Annotated in this window: 17 protein-coding genes; 12 read left to right on the forward strand and 5 right to left on the reverse strand. The window is 62.1% G+C overall.

Annotated elements, in window-relative coordinates; translation table 11 throughout:
- Positions 1–17: 17 nt before the first annotated feature.
- The 4 genes from fixJ to BI327_RS42715 form a co-directional block, all read right to left on the reverse strand.
- A complete protein-coding gene (gene fixJ / locus BI327_RS15850; RefSeq protein WP_076861438.1) occupies positions 18–626 on the reverse strand; it encodes a response regulator FixJ in 609 nt (202 codons plus the stop codon).
- Positions 623–2,053 (reverse strand): PAS domain S-box protein, encoded by a 1,431-nt coding sequence (locus BI327_RS15855; RefSeq protein WP_076861440.1) that lies wholly within the window; start codon positions 2,051–2,053, stop codon positions 623–625. Before BI327_RS15855 ends, fixJ begins: the two co-directional genes overlap by 4 nt.
- Positions 2,054–2,375: 322 nt before the next feature.
- The gene (locus BI327_RS15865; protein WP_245334828.1) at positions 2,376–2,741 is read right to left on the reverse strand and encodes a hypothetical protein; all 366 of its coding nucleotides are present in this window, start codon (positions 2,739–2,741) and stop codon (positions 2,376–2,378) included.
- A 398-nt stretch (positions 2,742–3,139) separates the two neighbouring features.
- Positions 3,140–3,283 (reverse strand): hypothetical protein, encoded by a 144-nt coding sequence (locus BI327_RS42715; RefSeq protein WP_167386873.1) that lies wholly within the window; start codon positions 3,281–3,283, stop codon positions 3,140–3,142.
- 146 nt (positions 3,284–3,429) lie between these two features.
- On the opposite strand from BI327_RS42715, the gene BI327_RS15870 reads away from it, so the two are divergent.
- The 12 genes from BI327_RS15870 to ccoS all read left to right on the forward strand — a co-directional run bounded on the left by BI327_RS15870 (position 3,430) and on the right by ccoS (position 13,345).
- A complete protein-coding gene (locus BI327_RS15870; protein WP_076862163.1) occupies positions 3,430–4,179 on the forward strand; it encodes a CBS domain-containing protein in 750 nt (249 codons plus the stop codon).
- Positions 4,176–4,385, forward strand: a complete 210-nt coding sequence (locus BI327_RS15875; protein ID WP_076861446.1) for a hypothetical protein — start codon at positions 4,176–4,178, stop codon at positions 4,383–4,385. The genes BI327_RS15870 and BI327_RS15875 overlap by 4 nt, the downstream gene beginning before the upstream one ends.
- A gap of 223 nt (positions 4,386–4,608) precedes the next feature.
- The gene (locus BI327_RS15880) at positions 4,609–4,836 is read left to right on the forward strand and encodes a hypothetical protein (RefSeq protein ID WP_076861449.1); all 228 of its coding nucleotides are present in this window, start codon (positions 4,609–4,611) and stop codon (positions 4,834–4,836) included.
- 112 nt (positions 4,837–4,948) lie between these two features.
- On the forward strand, positions 4,949–5,446 hold the full coding sequence (locus BI327_RS42340; RefSeq protein WP_159450457.1) for a hypothetical protein: 498 nt from the start codon (positions 4,949–4,951) through the stop codon (positions 5,444–5,446).
- A 38-nt stretch (positions 5,447–5,484) separates the two neighbouring features.
- Positions 5,485–7,107 carry a cytochrome-c oxidase, cbb3-type subunit I gene (gene ccoN, locus BI327_RS15890; RefSeq protein WP_089025493.1) on the forward strand — a complete coding sequence of 541 codons (1,623 nt, stop codon included), beginning with the start codon at positions 5,485–5,487 and terminating at the stop codon, positions 7,105–7,107.
- Between the two features lie 8 nt (positions 7,108–7,115).
- A complete protein-coding gene (ccoO, locus tag BI327_RS15895; RefSeq protein ID WP_076861454.1) occupies positions 7,116–7,850 on the forward strand; it encodes a cytochrome-c oxidase, cbb3-type subunit II in 735 nt (244 codons plus the stop codon).
- A gap of 10 nt (positions 7,851–7,860) precedes the next feature.
- Positions 7,861–8,025, forward strand: a complete 165-nt coding sequence (locus tag BI327_RS15900; protein WP_076861457.1) for a cbb3-type cytochrome c oxidase subunit 3 — start codon at positions 7,861–7,863, stop codon at positions 8,023–8,025.
- Positions 8,026–8,031: 6 nt separating this feature from the next.
- Positions 8,032–8,904: a cytochrome-c oxidase, cbb3-type subunit III gene (gene ccoP / locus BI327_RS15905; RefSeq protein WP_076861459.1), complete on the forward strand. Its 873-nt coding sequence runs from the start codon at positions 8,032–8,034 to the stop codon at positions 8,902–8,904.
- 101 nt (positions 8,905–9,005) lie between these two features.
- Positions 9,006–10,463, forward strand: a complete 1,458-nt coding sequence (gene ccoG / locus BI327_RS15910; RefSeq protein ID WP_076861461.1) for a cytochrome c oxidase accessory protein CcoG — start codon at positions 9,006–9,008, stop codon at positions 10,461–10,463.
- 16 nt (positions 10,464–10,479) lie between these two features.
- On the forward strand, positions 10,480–10,980 hold the full coding sequence (locus tag BI327_RS15915; protein WP_076861463.1) for a FixH family protein: 501 nt from the start codon (positions 10,480–10,482) through the stop codon (positions 10,978–10,980).
- 11 nt (positions 10,981–10,991) lie between these two features.
- Positions 10,992–13,178: a heavy metal translocating P-type ATPase gene (locus tag BI327_RS15920; RefSeq protein WP_076861465.1), complete on the forward strand. Its 2,187-nt coding sequence runs from the start codon at positions 10,992–10,994 to the stop codon at positions 13,176–13,178.
- Positions 13,178–13,345, forward strand: a complete 168-nt coding sequence (gene ccoS / locus BI327_RS15925) for a cbb3-type cytochrome oxidase assembly protein CcoS (RefSeq protein ID WP_076861467.1) — start codon at positions 13,178–13,180, stop codon at positions 13,343–13,345. Before BI327_RS15920 ends, ccoS begins: the two co-directional genes overlap by 1 nt.
- Here ccoS and BI327_RS15930 read toward each other — a convergent pair.
- Complete coding sequence (locus BI327_RS15930) at positions 13,333–13,512, reverse strand: hypothetical protein (RefSeq protein ID WP_076861469.1); 180 nt, start codon at positions 13,510–13,512, stop codon at positions 13,333–13,335. The genes ccoS and BI327_RS15930 overlap by 13 nt on opposite strands.
- Positions 13,513–13,700: the final 188 nt, after the last annotated feature.

Consider the following 13,700-nt stretch of genomic DNA (forward strand, 5'->3'; position numbering starts at 1 on the left):
GGAGCGGAGCCCCACGGTTAGAGCCCGGCAGCGATCGCGATCCGCATCAGCTCCGACATGCTGCGGACGTTGGTCTTGGCCATCAGATTCGCTCTGTAGACCTCGACCGTGCGCGGGCTGATGCCAAGGTCATGGGCGATCACCTTGTTGATCTTGCCTGCTACGAGCCCTCGTAGGACATCGCGTTCGCGCGGCGAGAGGTCCACCAGACGAGCTTCAGCGTCGCGCTTGACCGTTCCGTCGGCCGGTGCTGCCGACTGCGTTTGCAGGGCTTCGCCGATTGAACGCAACAGAGCGTCGTCCTCAAACGGCTTTTCGATGAAGTCAACCGCGCCGGCCTTCATCGCCTCGACCGCAAGTGCGACGTCACCATGTCCGGTCATCAGAATGACCGGACATGTGGCTGCATCAGCCCTGAGTTTGCGGACGAGCTCGAGGCCGCTCATGCCGGGCATGCGTATGTCGGATACGATGCAGTCGACCGTCCCGTTGGCGAAATGATCGAGAAACTCGGTTGCCGTCTCATAAGTCGTGACGGCAAAGCCCTTGACATCGAGCAGGAAGGCCAGTGAGTCCCGCATCGCCGGATCGTCGTCGATGACAAGAATTGTACGCCGCGTCGTCATGCTTCTTCTCCGTCCTCCGCGAACGGGAGGATGAATTGAAAAACCGTGCCGCCTCCAGAGTTTGGCATCACATCGATGCGTCCACCATGGGATTCGATGATGGTCCGGCAGATCGAGAGGCCGACGCCCATGCCATGCTCCTTTGTCGTGATAAAGGGCTGAAACAGGCGGTCGGCGATGTCAGGGCTGATGCCCGGACCGGTATCGGCAATGGTGAACGTCGCTACACCGTTAGTCTTGGTGACGCCGACGGTCAATTCGCGGCGTGGGCTGGAGGCCATCGCCTCGATCGCATTGCGAATCAGGTTAAGCACGACCTGCTGAATCTGGATCTTGTCGACGATGATCGAGGGCATGTCCCGGTCGCTGCGGATCGCGAACCTGACGCCCTGCTCCTTGGCGCCGAGCAGCGCTAATGCGACAGCTTCTTCAAGCAGGGTGGCCGGGCTTTCCAGGGAGTGTTGGGTTTCGCCCTTGGCGACGAATTCGCGCAGACGCTTGATGATGTCGCCGGCCCGTAGCGCTTGCTGCGCGGCCCGCTCGAGCGCGTCCCGGATGCGGGCAGCTTCCGGCGTTTCCGGCGTCAGCAGCGCCCTCGCACCGCGCATGTAGTTCGTGATAGCCGAGAGTGGTTGGTTGATCTCATGCGCGATTGAGGACGCCATCTCCCCCATGGCGGTCAGTCGCGACACGTGAACCAGCTCGGACTGCAGCTCCTGAAGCCGCCGTTCCTGCGCACGACGCTCGGTGAGATCGCGGATAAAGCCGGTGAAAAAGCGTTCTCCGCGTACCTTGGCCTCGCCCACGGCGAGCTCCATCGGAAAGGTCGAGCCGTCGCTCCGTTCTCCGACCACGATGCGGCCAATGCCGATAATGCGCCGCTCGCCGGTCGTAAGGTAACGTTCGAGGTACCGATCGTGCTCGCCGCGATACGGCTGCGGCATCAAGCTCGAAATGTTCTTTCCGACGACTTGGTTCGCCTTCCAGCCAAACAGGCGCTCGGCTGTCGCGCTGAAGGAGCGAATGATGCCGTGGTCGTCGATGACGATCATGGCGTCAGGGACCGTGTCGAGGATCGACTGCAGATGGGCTTGGCGATTTCGCGCCTGATCGCTTTCCTTCAATAGCCGGTCGCCCATAAAGCCAAGGATCGGGCCGAGGACGGCAAAACAGGCGATATCGATCAGATTCGCAGGTTCAGTGACCAGACTTTTGCCGAGGAATTTGGCGCTGACGACGAGGCATAGCAGGGTGGTGGCGATCGCCGGACCGCGCCCGCCGGCGAACGCGGCAAACAGCACGGCGGGCACATAGATGATCGTGAAGGTTCGGTCTTCGAAATAGTTATCAAGCCCCGCTCGAACCGCGAATACGAGCGCGGCCGCTGTCGCGGCAGTGCCATAGCGATACCAGATGCGGTCGGTCATATTCCCCCGGCGAGACCCTCAGCCTGCCCAATTCTACAACGTTCGGACGCTTCATGCCACCAGCCGCTCAATCCAAGGCAGTTGCGACCTCGCCTATTTGACCCAGGCTCGCCAATGTGTGGGCTGTACCAGGAAGCGTTCGGCGGTCCCCGCCTTCACCCAGCCGCCCAGGATGCGGCGGCAGGGGAAGACGAGCTTGTGGATGGCGTTGCCCTCGATCACGGCGAGTTCAAGGTCTCGATCGAAGGGGGCCGTCGTGACCCCCTCCCATGTCGCGCTGAGGGCGCTCTCCGGGCGCTCTGGAGCGTCTCGTCCTGGCACGTCAAGCTGCCTCCTGAATAGCCTCTTCGACGGCGCGGGTCTTTCGTGCAAACAGGTTCAGCTCGATCGTACCCAGCGAACGCGCGGTCTCGATCGCGTACGTCGCGTCGTTCGCGCTACGCGCGGTCGCGCCCTTGGCCCAGTCCTGCAGAGCAGTGATCTTCTCGGCCACCGAGGCGGTGGAATTGAATCTGCGGAAAAGCTCCCAGGCTTCGTTCGATTCGATCTGGATCTGCTCGAACCAGTGCCGGTTTGCCTCGATCAGTTTCTCCGAGAATTCCGACTGAACCGCCATCGCGCGCTTCGCGTAGCTCTGGATGGCGTCGGAGACGGGACGGGCTTCGCTAAAGTTTGTCATTTCCAACATCCTTCGTTGTGGGGAGCATTGTTTCTCATGCGGGCGGCTCATGCGCGTTGACGCGTGTCAACTCGATAGCTTTTGGCCCGCGTGATTCTCGCGATCAGGCTAGCTGCGCTTGGGACTGACGACGGCACCGGTTCGCAGATTGATGAAGTGGACGCCGTCGCAGGCAGCGCAGGAGATCGAGTGCAGTTCGTCAGCCAGGGGCTCGGATGCGTCGGCAGGTAGCAGGCCTTGAACTCGATCGCCGGTGTTTGGACACGAGAAGATGATGGGGCGCCAAGCCCTTATGTCTGCCATTTGCGCGATCCTGACGGATGACCATCCTAAACGGTGGCGCGGCGCTCCGTTTTGACGCAGGTCAAAATTCCGGTCGGTTGGTCGGATCGGGGGCAGGCGGCGGCCTAGAACGGTCGGCGCCGATGGAGCTGGCGGGTGCTCGACTTGGCGGGCTGCCTGAGCGGCCGCCTTGGCGGCAAGTGCATCCTGGCGAACGTCACGACGACGACCGCCAGCACTCCCATCGAGGCAAGCAGGTTCTGCAACATGATTTTGATCTCCTGACAGGGCGTCAGCATCGTCGATCATCGGTCGCGTCGCCTTGATTTCCGTCAAGCGCAGGCGTTGAGGGAGATCAAAGCAGATGAGCCTGTTGCGTGTGACCTTGGTCGCGGGCGATGGAAGGAGATCAGAAATGCGCGCACATCAGATCATGGCAAGACACGTCATCACCGTTACAACCGAGACATCCATTCTCGATGCCGCCAAGCTGATGATGGATCACCATATCAGTGGCCTGCCGGTGGTCGATGTGGCCGGAAGACTGGTCGGAATCCTGTCGGAGAGCGATTTTCTGCGGCGAAGCGAGATCGGCACGCAACGCCGGCGTGGCCGTTGGTTTCAGTTCCTTCTCGGCTCCGGCTATGCAGCTTCGGACTTCGTCCACGAGCGCGGGCAGAAGGTCGGAGAGATCATGTCGTGCGATCCCGTCACCGTGACGGAGGAAACGCCTCTGCCTGACCTCGTCGATCTCATGGAAAAGAAGGGCGTTAAGCGCCTGCCGGTGATGAGCGATGGGCGCCTCGTGGGCCTCGTGACACGCGCGGACCTGCTGCGGGCAGTAGCGTCCATCGCACACCAGGTTCCGGATCCCACGGCGGATGACGAGCACATCCACGATCGTATCGTACGGGCACTCGACGGTGCAAACTGGTGTCCGCTCGGACTGCAAGTCTCGGTGCGCGACGGCGTGGTGCATCTCCGTGGGGTCATCTTGGATGAGCGGGCGAGGCAGGCGGCGATTGTTGCCGCGGAGAATGCTGCCGGCGTCAAGGAAGTGCACGATCATCTGTGCTACGTCGATACCTATTCCGGCTTCTATATCCAATCCGCGGAAGACGAACGAGCGGGGACCGCCAAAGCGGCGAAGGAGACGGTAGGATGATCATCCGTCCCGCAGTCATACTGATCCCGTTGATCGCGACCGCCGTGGTCGGCGCCGATGTCGTGGGAATCGCCGCAACGCTGCTTACGATCTGCGCGATCATTGGTTTCGCGATCGCGGCCGCCGGATGGACCGTCAACGGTAAGACGAAGTCGATACCGGCGGTCCGGCCGTCGTCCGCGGACTGGACATCTCACCACAAATAGCACCTCGTCTGATCTGGTCTCAGCTCCGGATGATGAGAGTTGGACGTCGCGGAAAGCGCGTCACCCGTGGTCCTTGCGGTCGAGGTCGTTCAAGGGGTTTGGTCGCCCCGGATGTCCTCCGCAACAAGGCAGCCGCTTTCAGGGCAGTCCGTTGCGACAGATCAATACGGGCATCGCGCGCCAATGGCAGCATGAGGATAGAATCAGCCCACGTGAGGGTGCCATGCCATCATTCGACGTTCGTTTCATCAAAACGGTTTGCGACGATACCGGCCACGAACACCGCGCCTGCCAGGCAGCGTTCAAGGTCGACGCCGCCTCGCTTTCCACGGCTGCACAACTGGCCGAAGCCGACTTCTGCAGACAAAAGGGTGTTCGCGACTGGACGATCTTTGCCGACTCCATGGAGCTTCGAACACCGCCGGCATTGGAATCAGCCTGGGGCGGCTAGCGATCTTGAGCGCGGTCGCGATCGATTGCCGCGACATTGCGCGTTTGACCAAGATCAAATCGGAGACCGGATCTCTCCGCTAGAGGTGGAGAACCAGAACGGGGCTTGAGAAATGACCGACCGATCAGCTGGCAATAGCTCGCCGCAATTCGAGAATCTACTCGGCCGCTTGCGAGCATTTCTTGCTCGGCGACACGAATTCGATCTCATGACGCCCCGAGAGGTCGACGAGATCGCTCACGAGCTCAACCTCTCGACGTCGGACCTTCGTGCGCTTGCCCGTGAGCAAGGCTCGCCGGAGCTACTCAGAAAGCGTCTTGCGCATGCAGGCTTGTCCGAGCAGATGCTCGCGTCGTCCCATTGCGATGTGCTGCGTGATCTGCAGCGGGTGTGCGGTCTATGCCGCGATAAGCCACGCTGCGCCGAGGATCTCGCGCGGGAGCGGCGGGCAAGTCCGGCAAAATATTGTCCGAATGAAATGACCCTGACCGCGCTGAGCCGCGGCGCCGGCGGCACGCAGCATGGCGCCGAAATTGATGCCGATCAAGCGGCTGGCAGCGAGACTGTGATTTTCATGCCGTCAGCGCATCCAAAGAAGGCCTCCACATGACAAGTCCATCTTCCGTTTCCAAGTCGATTTCCAAGTCGATGACGATGGGCGAAGCCGGTTTGGCATCGGGACTCGCGGTTTTTGCCTTCGTCTCCTTTCTCGGCGCGGCGATGGGGCACGATGCGGCGTTCAGTTTTCACGCGTCGCTTGCTTGCGCCGCCAGCCTGATCTCCGTGATCATGATCGGCAACCGCTATCTTGATCGTCCGGCCGAACTGCCTCCGGCTGAGATCGGCGGACGCCCCAACTACAATCTCGGTCCGATCAAGTTCGCTTCCGCCATGGCGATGTTCTGGGGCATCGCGGGTTTTTCCGTGGGTCTGATCATTGCCATGCAGCTGGCGTGGCCGGCGCTTAACTTCGACTTGCCCTGGACCACATTCGGCCGGCTGCGACCGCTGCATACGTCAGCCGTGGTCTTCGCGTTCGGCGGCAACGTTCTGATCGCAAGTTCGCTTTACGTCGTGCAGAAGACTTGCCGCACGCGCCTCGCCGGCGACCTCGCGCCCTGGTTTGTCGTGGTCGGGTACAACTTCTTCATTCTGATTGCGGGTACCGGCTATTTGTTGGGTGTCACGCAGTCGAAGGAGTACGCCGAGCCGGAGTGGTACGCCGACCTCTGGCTGACGATCGTCTGGGTGACGTATCTGCTCGTCTTCCTGATGACGTTGGTGAAGCGCAAGGAGCCGCATATCTTCGTCGCCAACTGGTTCTACCTGGCGTTCATCATCACGATCGCGGTGCTCCATCTCGGCAACAATCCAGCGCTGCCAGTCTCCTTCCTCGGCTCGAAGTCCTACATCGCCTGGGGCGGCGTGCAGGACGCGATGTTCCAGTGGTGGTACGGGCACAACGCGGTCGGCTTCTTCCTGACCGCCGGCTTCCTGGCGATCATGTACTACTTCATTCCGAAGCGGGCGGAGCGTCCGGTCTATTCCTACCGGCTGTCGATCATCCATTTCTGGGCGCTGATCTTCCTCTACATCTGGGCGGGTCCGCATCACCTGCACTACACGGCACTACCCGATTGGGCGCAGACCCTCGGCATGACGTTCTCGATCATGCTCTGGATGCCGTCCTGGGGCGGCATGATCAACGGCCTGATGACGCTGTCGGGAGCCTGGGACAAGCTGCGCACAGATCCTGTGTTGCGCATGATGGTCGTGTCGGTCGCCTTCTACGGAATGGCGACGTTCGAAGGCCCGATGATGTCGATCAAGGTGGTCAATTCGCTGAGCCACTATACCGACTGGACCATCGGCCATGTGCACTCCGGTGCATTGGGCTGGGTCGGCTTCGTGTCGTTCGGCGCGCTGTACTGCCTCGTCCCATGGCTCTGGAATCGCCAGCTCTATAGCCTGAAGCTCGTCAACTGGCACTTCTGGATCTCGACGATCGGCATCGTGCTCTACATTTCCGCGATGTGGGTATCGGGGATCCTGCAGGGCTTGATGTGGCGTGCCTACACCTCGCTCGGCTTCCTTGAATACTCCTTCATCGAGTCGGTCGAGGCGATGCACCCCTTCTACATCATCCGCGCGGCCGGCGGCGCGCTGTTCCTGGTCGGCGCCCTGATCATGGCCTTCAATCTCTGGATGACGGTCAACGCCGGCCGAGCCAGCGAAACCGAGGGTGCCGGCGCCCTTCAGCCTGCCGAATAGGTCACACAATGTCTCTCTGGAACAGACACAAGATCTTTGAGAAGAACTCGATCATCCTGATCGTCGGCATCCTGGTGGTCATTGCGATCGGCGGACTGGTCGAGATCACGCCGCTGTTCTACCTGAAGAGCACGATCGAGGCGGTCGACGGCGTGCGGCCCTATACGCCGCTCGAACTCGCGGGCCGCAACATCTATGTCCGCGAGGGCTGCTACCTCTGCCACTCGCAGATGATTCGACCACTCCGCGACGAGGTTGAGCGTTATGGCCATTATTCGCTCGCTGCGGAGAGCATGTACGACCATCCATTCCAGTGGGGTTCGAAGCGCACCGGGCCGGATCTCGCGCGCGTCGGCGGCAAGTACTCCGACGATTGGCACGTGACTCACCTGATCAATCCGCGGTCGATTGTCCCCCAGTCGGTGATGCCCGGATACCCCGCGCTCGCGAAGACGGAGATCGACCCGTCCGACGTCGCAGCTCATCTGCGGACGAATCGCGCAGTCGGCGTGCCCTACACGGACGAGCAGATCGCCAACGCGGCCGCCGATCTGAAGGCGCAGACCGATCCTGACGGTCCCGGCTCCGACGCTTTCCAGAAGCGTTATCCGAAGGCCGTGGTTCGCAACTTCGACGGCAAAGCGGGAAATCCGACTGAGCTCGACGCGCTGATCGCCTATTTGCAGATGCTCGGCACGCTGGTCGACTTCAAGCTCTACAACGAAAAAGCCAACCTGCGCTGAGGGCACGAGCATGAAAGCAATCATTCAAGTCGAGAATTTTGCGTCGAGCCTGGTCGGCACGCTCTGGACCCCTGTCTTTGTCGGAATCTTCATCGCCATCGTCGCCTACGCGCTTTGGCCCCGTAACAAAACCCAATTCGACGCCGCAGCTCGGATGCCGCTGAGTGAGGACTGAACGATCATGAGCGAGCACGACGAGATTGACCGCGTGTCCGGCCGCAGCACGACCGGTCACGAGTGGGACGGCATCAAGGAGCTCAATACGCCGCTGCCGCGGTGGTGGGTCCTGACGTTCTATGCGACGATCATCTGGGCAATCGGCTACTGGGTCGTCTACCCGGCCTGGCCGCTGGTCTCGGGTTACACAACCGGCTTGTTCCAGTATTCCACCCGCGCCAGTGTCGTCACCGACCTTGCCGATCTCGAGAAGCTGCGCGGCGAGAAGATGGCGGTGCTCGGCAACGCGTCGCTGGCCGACATCGAGAAGGATCCGGCCCTGCTGGCGTTGGCGCGTGCCCGCGGCAAGACCGTGTTCGCCGACAATTGCGCGCCCTGCCACGGCAGCGGCGGCGCCGGTGCAAAGGGCTATCCGAACCTGAACGACGACGACTGGCTGTGGGGCGGCTCGCTCGACCAGATCATGCAGACGATCCAGTTCGGTGCACGGTCGGGACACGCAAAGACGCATGAAGGGCAGATGCTGGCATTCGGCCGTGATGGGGTTCTCAAGAAGGACGAGATTGTTACGGTCGCCAACTATGTGCGCTCGCTCTCCGGTCTCTCCACCGCGCCGAAATTCGACGCTGCCGCCGGCAAGAAGATCTTCACCGAGAATTGCACCAGCTGTCACGGCGATAACGGCAAGGGTAACCAGGAGGTCGGTGCGCCTGATCTCACCGACAAGATCTGGCTTTATGGCTCCGACGAGGACACGCTCGTCGAGACCATCACCAACGGCCGCGCTGGCGTTATGCCCGCCTGGGTCGGCCGGCTGGATCCGGTCACGGTCAAGGCGCTCGCGGTCTATGTGCACTCACTGGGCGGCGGCAAGTAGCCGCCGCCGCAGGGCGGAGCCCGCAGGTTCGTTGACCAAGGTCAACTCCAGTCTTGGCGCGGGGATGTAGGCTTGAAGGATAGCCTCATTCGAGCAAACCGATGAACAAGCCCGTGTCGCCTGATGAACTCATAACCGACGAGGATGGGCCGCTCTACGCGCCTCGCAAAAAGGTGTTCCCGCAGAGCGTCTCCGGCCGCTTCCGCTCGATCAAATGGCGGTTGATGATCGTCTGTCTCGGTGTCTACTACTTTTTACCCTTCGTGCGCTGGCATCGCGGCCTCGGCGCGCCGAATCAGGCGGTTCTGATCGATTTTCCGAATAGCCGCTTCTATTTCTTCTTCATCGAACTCTGGCCGCAGGAGGTCTATTACTTCACTGGCCTGCTGGTGCTCGCCGCACTCACCTTGTTCCTGATGAATGCGCTGGGCGGCCGCATCTGGTGCGGCTATCTCTGCCCGCAGACGGTGTGGACCGATCTGTTCTATGCGGTCGAGCGTCTCGTCGAGGGCGACCGCCGCGCGCAGATCAAGGCCGATGCGGGGCCGATGACCGTCAAGCGCGCCGGTCGCCGCCTGCTGAAGCATGCGATCTGGCTGGTGATCGCCTGGTGGACAGGCGGCGCCTGGGTGCTCTATTTCGCCGATGCGCCGACGCTGGTGCATGATCTGGCGACCTTTCAGGCCCCGGCGGTCGCCTATATCTGGATCGCGGCCCTGACCGCGTCGACCTATCTGCTGGCGGGCCATATGCGCGAGCAGGTCTGCGTCTATATGTGCCCGTGGCCGCGGATTCAGGCCGCGCTGACCGACGAATGGGCACTCAACGTCACATACAAATACGATCGCGGTGAGCCGCGTTGCTCGGTCAAGAAGGCGTTCGACATTCGCTCGCTCGGCGAGAAGGCCGGCGATTGTATCGATTGCAACCAGTGCGTTGCGGTGTGCCCGACCGGGATCGACATTCGCGATGGCGCGCAGCTTGGCTGCATCCAGTGCGGCCTATGCATCGATGCCTGTGACGCCGTCATGACCAAGGTCAGCCGCAAGACCGGTCTGATCGGATACGATAACGATATCAACGTTCAGCGGCGCGTCGCCGGCAAGCAGGAGATATTCAAGCCCGTTCGCGCCCGTACCGTCGTCTATGCCAGCCTGATCACTATAGTCTGCGCGGTGATGCTCTACGCCCTGATGTCGCGGACGCTGCTCGACGTCAACGTGCTGCACGACCGCAATCCCATCGCGGTGCGTCTCAGCGACGGTGAGATACGCAACGGCTACACGATACGTTTCCTCAACAAGCGCGGCTTCGACCGCGTGATCGCGATCGATGTCGATGGACCGGCCGACGCGAAGCTGCATGTCATCGGTGCGGACTCCGTGACGCCAGACCGGCCGATGATCGTCATTGGCCGCGACACCACCACCGAGCTTCGCGTGCTGGTGACGGCGCCGTTCGATGAAAAGGCGGAAAAGTCGGTGCCGGTCACGTTCCGCGTCACTGATATCGGCCTCGGAGAGGTCGCTTCCGCGACCGACCACTTCGTGCTTCCCTAACCACGGAAACCTCGTCATGGCAGCCTCTCGTCCAGCCGCGCGGCCCATCACCGGACGTTTCGTCCTGGTCGCGACGATCGCATTCTTCGCCGTCATCATCAGCGTGAATATGGTCATGATGCGCCTTGCCATTTCGACGCTTCCGGGCACAGAGGTCGACAGCGCCTACAGTGCGAGCCTCGCCTATCAACGCGAGATCGATGCGGCCAGGCAGCAGAACGAGCGCGACTGGCGGGTCCAGGCCCATGTCGATCGGCGGCCTGACGGCAGCGCCGCAATTGCACTCGAGGCGCGCGACCACGCCGGCGCACCGCTTACGGGGATGAGTTTCCTTGCCCGGCTCGAACGACCGATCGATCGTCGCGCCGACCGGGCAATCGAGATTGGCGAGGCTGGAGGTGGGAGCTATAGCGGCCGCGCCGAAGGCGTCGCGGCAGGGCAGTGGGACCTCGTAATCGAGGGCGACGCCGATGGCCGGCGCATGTTCCTGTCGAAGAACCGAATCCTGCTGAACTGAAGGTGCATCCCATGCAGGCGGATATCGATTTCTCTCACTATCTCAAGAGCGCGGGCACCGGGCTCATGCATCTCGATCTCGCAGTCGAGGGCATCAACTGCGCGGGCTGCATGGCCAAGATCGAGCGCAATCTGTCAGCCATACCGGACGTCACCTCGGCCCGCGTGAACTTGACGGACAGTCGCCTTGCGCTGGAATGGAAGGCGGGTGCTCTCGAACCGGCGCTGTTCGTAAGTCGGCTCGCGGAGCTCGGCTACAAGGCCTATCCCTTCGAGCGCGATGATGCCGAAACCCTGGAGGCTCGACGTGCGCAAGGCCTGTTGCGCAGGCTAGGCGTCGCGGCCTTTGCCGCCATGAACGTGATGATGCTGTCGGTCCCGGTGTGGTCCGGCAACGTCTCCGACATGCTGCCGGAGCAGCGAGATTTCTTCCACTGGCTGTCGGCGCTGATCGTGCTGCCGGCCGCAGCCTATTCGGCGCAGCCCTTCTTCTCGTCGGCGCTGTCAGCCCTGCGAGCGCGCGGCGTCAACATGGACGTTCCGATCAGTATCGGCATCATTTTGGCGCTGGCAACCTCGGTGATCGAGACCGTAAACCACGCCGAACATGCCTATTTCGATGCCGCGATCATGCTGATCGCTTTCCTGCTCGCCGGTCGCTATCTCGACCAGAACATGCGGCGGCGCACTCGCGCCTTTGCCGGCAACCTGGCTGCCCTCAAGGCGGAGACCGCGACAAAGTTCATCAGTCCGACCGAGATCAGAACGGTCCCGGCAGCTGCGATCCGGCCCGGCGACGTCGTGCTGCTGCGGCCCGGCGAACGTTGCGCGGTCGATGGTAACGTGATCGAAGGCCGCTCGGAGATCGACCAGAGCCTGATCACGGGCGAAACCTTGCCAGCGATGGCGACGCCTGGCAGTGCTGTGTTTGCGGGGACGCTGATCCGTTCCGGCACGTTGCGTGTCCGCGCATCGGCCGGCTCGGGTGGTACATTGCTGGATGAGATATCTCAGCTGCTCGATCGCGCGCTGCAGGCGCGCTCGCGCTATCTTCGATTGGCGGAGCGCGCCTCGAGGCTCTATGCCCCGGTGGTCCACGCCACCGCATTGCTCACGATGCTGGGCTGGCTGGCCTATGGCGCGAGCTTTCATGATTCGATCGTGACAGCGATTGCAGTCCTGATCATCACCTGTCCCTGCGCACTAGGTCTTGCCATTCCGGCGGTGCAGACCGTCGCATCCGGTGCGCTATTCGGCTCGGGCGTGCTGCTCAACGTCGGCGATGCGATCGAGCGGACTGCCGAGATCGACCGGGTGATCTTTGACAAGACAGGTACATTGACGCTGCCCGAGCTCGACGTCGCCAATCTCGCGGAAATCCCGGACGATGTCGTGCAGCTTGCAGGCCGGCTGGCGCTCTCGAGCCGTCATCCGGTCGCTGCCGCGGTCGCGCGTAAGGCGGGTGTGGCCTCACCGTTGCCCGATATCCAGGAAGAGCCGGGCCAAGGTGTCTACGGCCTTTACGAGGGACGTCCGATCTGGCTGGGCCGCCCGTCATTCTGCGGCGCTGATGACCTGGCCAACGAGATCCTGTGCCACGATCCGGAAGCATCCGTCGTCGCATTCAGGTATGGCGAGAGCAGATATGCCTTCGCGGTTCGGCAACGGCTGCGGCCGGACGCGGCCGAGGTCGTGGCGGCGCTGACGCACATGGGCATCGCCGTCGAGATCGTGTCCGGAGATCGCGAGCCCGCGGTCCGGCTCGCGGCTGAGGTGCTCGGCGTGCATGAATGGCGTGCCGAGGTGTCCCCGGTCGACAAGATCGACCGGATCGAGGAGCTGGCGCGCCAAGGCTGCAAGGTGCTGATGGTCGGCGATGGTCTAAACGATGCGCCGGCCCTGGCCGCAGCGCACGCCTCGATGTCACCTGTTACGGCCACGGATATGAGCCAGGCGGTCGCCGATGCTGTCTTCCTTGGCGAGCGTCTTGCGCCGGTGCTGGCCGCGGTCAAGGTGTCGCGCAAGGCGTTGCGCTTGATGCGACAGAACCTCTGGCTTGCCGTCGTTTACAATGTGCTGGCGGTCCCGATCGCCGTTGCCGGCCTGGTCACACCGCTGATCGCCGCGGCGGCGATGTCGGGTTCATCGGTGATCGTGATGCTGAACGCGCTGAGAGCACGAACGAGGGAGATGGGCTGATGGAAGTTCTGATCATCCTGGTGCCGTTGGCGCTCGCGCTTGGCTTTGCCGGGCTACTCGGCTTTCTATGGTCGCTCAAGAGCGGCCAATATGATGACCTCGATGGCGCGGCATGGCGCGCCATCGCCGACGATGAGCCGGTCAACGGTCAGGGTCAGTCCAAATAATGAAAATACACAAGTGAAACCGCCGATGCGATCGTCAATGCGGTGCAGGCGAACGCCAGCAGGAGTGTCCAGTCCGTTCGCCGCGATTGCGGCACCCGAGATCGCAGGAGCAGGACCGAGACCAGCCGGTTGATGGCGCCAAACCGCGCCATCGTCAGCAGCAGCACATTGGCAGCACGTCGGGCTGCCAATAGCGCCAGTGTGTCGCGGACACTGTGACGGGTCGCATCGTGGTGGCATCGAACCATCCGTCGGCGTGCCGAATGCAGGGGAAACCGAGCGGATCTTGATCGGCATCGATTGCGGCAAGCTGGATCGCGCAACCGAACGGGGCGGATGCGATGTCTCGCCATCC

It is taken from the genome of Bradyrhizobium mercantei, from assembly GCF_001982635.1.
GTDB classification, from domain to species: domain Bacteria; phylum Pseudomonadota; class Alphaproteobacteria; order Rhizobiales; family Xanthobacteraceae; genus Bradyrhizobium; species Bradyrhizobium mercantei.

Excerpts from the sequence above, each read along its gene's own strand:
- ccoP (WP_076861459.1), top strand. The coding sequence starts at position 8,032 with ATGAGCGAGCACGACGAGATTGACCGCGTGTCCGGCCGCAGCACGACC.
- BI327_RS15870 (WP_076862163.1), top strand. The coding sequence starts at position 3,430 with ATGCGCGCACATCAGATCATGGCAAGACACGTCATCACCGTTACAACC.
- BI327_RS15855 (WP_076861440.1), bottom strand. The coding sequence starts at position 2,053 with ATGACCGACCGCATCTGGTATCGCTATGGCACTGCCGCGACAGCGGCC.
- BI327_RS15880 (WP_076861449.1), top strand. The coding sequence starts at position 4,609 with ATGCCATCATTCGACGTTCGTTTCATCAAAACGGTTTGCGACGATACC.
- BI327_RS15920 (WP_076861465.1), top strand. The coding sequence starts at position 10,992 with ATGCAGGCGGATATCGATTTCTCTCACTATCTCAAGAGCGCGGGCACC.
- fixJ (WP_076861438.1), bottom strand. The coding sequence starts at position 626 with ATGACGACGCGGCGTACAATTCTTGTCATCGACGACGATCCGGCGATG.
- BI327_RS15915 (WP_076861463.1), top strand. The coding sequence starts at position 10,480 with ATGGCAGCCTCTCGTCCAGCCGCGCGGCCCATCACCGGACGTTTCGTC.
- BI327_RS15865 (WP_245334828.1), bottom strand. The coding sequence starts at position 2,741 with ATGTTGGAAATGACAAACTTTAGCGAAGCCCGTCCCGTCTCCGACGCC.
- BI327_RS42715 (WP_167386873.1), bottom strand. The coding sequence starts at position 3,283 with ATGTTGCAGAACCTGCTTGCCTCGATGGGAGTGCTGGCGGTCGTCGTC.
- ccoN (WP_089025493.1), top strand. The coding sequence starts at position 5,485 with ATGACGATGGGCGAAGCCGGTTTGGCATCGGGACTCGCGGTTTTTGCC.
- ccoO (WP_076861454.1), top strand. The coding sequence starts at position 7,116 with ATGTCTCTCTGGAACAGACACAAGATCTTTGAGAAGAACTCGATCATC.
- BI327_RS42340 (WP_159450457.1), top strand. The coding sequence starts at position 4,949 with ATGACCGACCGATCAGCTGGCAATAGCTCGCCGCAATTCGAGAATCTA.
- ccoG (WP_076861461.1), top strand. The coding sequence starts at position 9,006 with ATGAACAAGCCCGTGTCGCCTGATGAACTCATAACCGACGAGGATGGG.
- BI327_RS15900 (WP_076861457.1), top strand. The coding sequence starts at position 7,861 with ATGAAAGCAATCATTCAAGTCGAGAATTTTGCGTCGAGCCTGGTCGGC.
- ccoS (WP_076861467.1), top strand. The coding sequence starts at position 13,178 with ATGGAAGTTCTGATCATCCTGGTGCCGTTGGCGCTCGCGCTTGGCTTT.
- BI327_RS15875 (WP_076861446.1), top strand. The coding sequence starts at position 4,176 with ATGATCATCCGTCCCGCAGTCATACTGATCCCGTTGATCGCGACCGCC.